The 3,690-nt window shown below is 68.8% G+C and carries 3 protein-coding genes; 2 read left to right on the top strand and 1 reads right to left on the bottom strand.

Features of this window, described 5'->3' with window-relative positions; translation table 11 throughout:
* The first annotated feature begins 64 nt into the window (after positions 1-64).
* The gene (locus JYJ84_RS31105; protein ID WP_122946184.1) at positions 65-1,843 is read left to right on the top strand and encodes a Wzy polymerase domain-containing protein; all 1,779 of its coding nucleotides are present in this window, start codon (positions 65-67) and stop codon (positions 1,841-1,843) included.
* Positions 1,844-2,304: 461 nt separating this feature from the next.
* A complete protein-coding gene (locus JYJ84_RS31100) occupies positions 2,305-2,655 on the top strand; it encodes a TonB family protein (protein ID WP_089451216.1) in 351 nt (116 codons plus the stop codon).
* A gap of 121 nt (positions 2,656-2,776) precedes the next feature.
* Here JYJ84_RS31100 and JYJ84_RS31095 read toward each other — a convergent pair.
* On the bottom strand, positions 2,777-3,690 hold a 914-nt coding region (locus tag JYJ84_RS31095; protein WP_205189909.1), incomplete at its 5' end, for a hypothetical protein.

Genomic DNA, 3,690 nt, shown 5'->3' with positions numbered 1-3,690 from the left:
AAGGCCCCGCACAGAGGAGGGAAAGTTTTGTATAGTGCGCCGGTTGCTGACATCCGGTTCGCTCATGCCTTCCACTTTTTCCCGTTCGTTGCCGCTCGTTGCACTGGCTGTCGCCCTGATCGTGCCGTACGCAATCACGAATCACACGTATCCGATCCCGACCTTCTATTCCGAGTTTTCCGCGCTGGTGCTGTATCTGCTGGTGGGGGTGTCCGTCGTGCTGCTCGCGCGCACGGGTCGCCCGGCCGAGCCGTTTGCGGCGCCGGCCGCGTTCGTCGCGCCGCTCGGGTTCGCCGTGGTGCTCATCGCGCAGGTCGCGCTGATCCCGCTCAAGGTACCGTCGATGAACTGGCTGGCGGTTGGCTATCTCGCCGCCGCGCTGGTCGCGATGCAGGCCGGCTATGCGCTCGCGCGCGACGGGCTGGCCGAGGCCGTGTCGCGGATGATGGCCGGTGCGCTGCTCATCGGCGGCGTGTTCGCGGTCGGTACCCAGATCGCGCAGTTGTTCCACCTCGAGTCGGCGCTGTCGCCGTTCGTCGTGATGTACAACGTCGCGGTCGAGCGCCGTCCGTACGGCAACATGGCGCAGGCGAACCATCTGGCCAGCTACATCGCGTTCGCGCTCGCAGGCGCGCTGTATCTCGTGCAGACGCGCCGGCTCGCGGTATGGGCGTGGTTCGCACTGTCGATCGTGCTGTCGGTCGGTCTCGCGCTGACGGTGTCGCGCGGGCCGTGGCTGCAGGTCGGGGTGATGGTCGTCGCGGGCTTCTGGATGGCGTGGCTCGAATCGCGTCGTGCGCCGGGCAATGCGCGCGCGTGGCTGATCCCGGTCGTGCTTGCGGTGGCGTTCGTCGCGGTGAACGTCGCGGTGCGCTGGGCCAACGTGCACTATCACCTGAATCTCGCGGAATCCGCGGCCGACCGGATGCGCGACGCAGGGCAGATCGCGCCGCGTCTCGCGCTGTGGAAGTACGGGCTCGCGATGTTCCGCGAACATCCGCTGCTCGGCGTCGGCTGGGGCGAGTTCCCGTCGCACCAGTTCGCGCTCGTGCGTTCGCTCGGCGGCGTCGAGATCGCGAACAATTCGCACGACATCTTCATCGACCTGCTCGCGAAGTCCGGCCTCGTCGGCCTGGGCGTGCTCGTCGTCACGCTCGTGACGTGGTTCGTGCGTGCGGTGCGCGCGCCGCAGTCGAGCATGCGCGTGTTCGGCTTCGCGCTGATCGGTATCCTGCTGATGCACGCGCTGGTCGAGTATCCGCAGCAGTACATGTTCTTCCTGTTGCCGGCGATGTTCGTGATCGGGCTGCTCGACGTGAAGCCGCTGCGCATCTTGCCGCGGCGCGCGGCGTTCGGGCTGTTCGCGGTGCTGTCGGTCGGCGGCGTGCTGGCGTCGGTGCCCGTGCTGCGCGACTACCAGCGTGCGGAAGTGCTGTACTACGGCAGCGATCCGGCCGCGCAGTACCGCGATGCGCCGTCGCTGCTGTTCGGCGCCTGGGGCGAATACGGCGCGGCCACGCTGCTGCCGATTTCGACGGACGACCTGCCGGCCAAGCTCGCCGCGCATGAGCGCGCGATCGCGCTGCTGCCCGGCGAGACGGTGCTGCGCCGCTACGCGGCACTGCAGGCGCTGGCGGGCCGCGACGCCGATGCGCTCGACACCGTCGCGCGCCTGCACGTGTTTGCGAAGGAGTTGAAGGACTGGCCGCAGCAACTGGCGGCGCTGTACAAGCTGTGCGACCAGCAGCCGGCGCTGAAGCCGTTCAAGGCGGCGGTCGTCGCGAAATACGGCGAAGTGCCGGCCGATGCGGCCGACGACGAGGACGACGACGATTCGGATTGATGCGCGCAGCGCCTGCCGGACGGGGAATTCCGGCAGGTGCGGCGTAGTGAGGAAGTAGCGGCGCGTCGGGCGGTACTGCACGGCGCGAACCCGGCGAACCCGGTGAACCCGGCCGCGTAGCAATTACCTCGCGGATCGCTCGGATTCCGGCTGAACGCGCGGCGATTCGCGTCAACCATTGTCAAATCGCCGCCGCTCGCCGGGTGGCGCGTGCACAATGCGCGAAAGCGCGCGCATACCGGCTCGCATAGGGCCTGGGCCGGCACCGGCACCGGCAGTACCCCGGCCATCCGGGAAGTTCACCAAGCAGGATCGCGGCCGGGCATCGATCGGCCGTGCGGCCGTAACGGGGCGCCGGTCCGATGGCCGCGGCGCAGTGTGACGCATGCGATGCGACCGGGCGATGGTTCCCGGTGCGCGGCGCGTGCGTCCGGAACAGTGCTTAAGAACGATATTCGACCATGGCTATTCGCTCGACCTACCTGATCCTGCCCGCCGTCGCGATGCTGTTTTCCGGCTGCGCGATGCTGTCGTCGTCGCAGGAAAGCAAGCTGACCTGCCATATTCCGCGCGCCGTCTATCCGGATACCGCGAAGCCGCTCACGCGCCCGGCGACCGTGCTCGTGCGCGCGCTGATGACGACGTCGGGCGAGGCGCAGAACGTCACGGTGACGACGAGCAGCCGCAATGCGGCGGCCGATCGCGCGGCCATCGACGCGATGACGCACGCGACCTGCGTGCAGACGGGCGCGACCGCGAACCCGTTCATGCTGACCCAACCGTTCGTATTCGAGCCGCAGCGCGGCCAGTGATGGGCGGGCGGTGCGGCCTGCGTGCGGGTTGCCGTCCGGTTTCGTTTCCTGCCAGCTGCTTCGTTGTGCATGGCCGCCGACAGTCGATGCGTGCGGCCGTTGCGGCGCGCGCGCCCGACGTTCAGTGCTGCGGCATCAGGTTCGCGCCGCGGCAAGCCGGCTCGGCCGCCGTGCTCAGCCCGAGCAGCGTGAACCCGTTGCGCGCCTGGCGAATCAGCGCATAGTGCCGCGCAACCGTTTCGCCGGTATTGCCGGTCAGATCCAGTTCGACCTGAAACCGGTCCTTGCTGTCCGAACAGCCGCGCACCGGGCCGTACGCGAACCCGGTATCGGGTGCCTTGCTGGCCTTTTCGAACGCCTGTCGGCCTTTCAGCGTGGCCGCTGCGGCGGTGGGCTCGCTCCATTCGCGCGCCAGCGCATCGTCCGCCTTCAGCCATTCGTCGACGAAATCGCGGCCATTGAGTGCGACGGGCTGCACGCGCTGCACGGTGCCCCCGTCGACGCGATAGCGGAAGACGCCCGGCCGCGTCATCACTTCGCTGTCCTTCGAGCCGACCGTCGCGCGCACCTCGAAGCCGTCGGGGCGCACTTTGAACCGGATCGCGTTGTCGTCGAGTACGTAGCCGTGCTCCGTATGGAATAGCGTGCGCTGAGCGGCCGAGCCGTTGGCCGGCGCGACCACGTCCACGGCGAACCGGCTCCAGCGCGACGCGCACCACGGCGTGCCGTGGACGACCGCGACCTGCCCGCCGGGTAGCGCCGAGAACCAGAAGCCGCCGCCGTACGCGCCGCCGATGTCCTTGTAGTCGCCGGCCTGCCAGCGCATCACGCGCCGCCAGCCGCCGTTTTCCCATGCGTACGCGGTGAGCACGTTGTCGTCGCCGCATGCGATGTCGAAGCCGGCGCGCACGAAGAGCAACGGGCGGGACGTGCCGCCGCGTTCGACGTCGACGTCCGGATTGCGGCCGAACGCCGATTCGCCGTCTTTCAACTGGGTCGTGGGTTGGGCGGGCACGCCGAGCGCGGTCGCGAGCG

The sequence above is a fragment of the Burkholderia sp. LMG 13014 genome, assembly GCF_905232215.1.
GTDB lineage: Bacteria > Pseudomonadota > Gammaproteobacteria > Burkholderiales > Burkholderiaceae > Burkholderia.
Note: the sequence above shows the minus strand (reverse complement) of the source record. Positions and strands in the feature narration are given on the sequence as shown.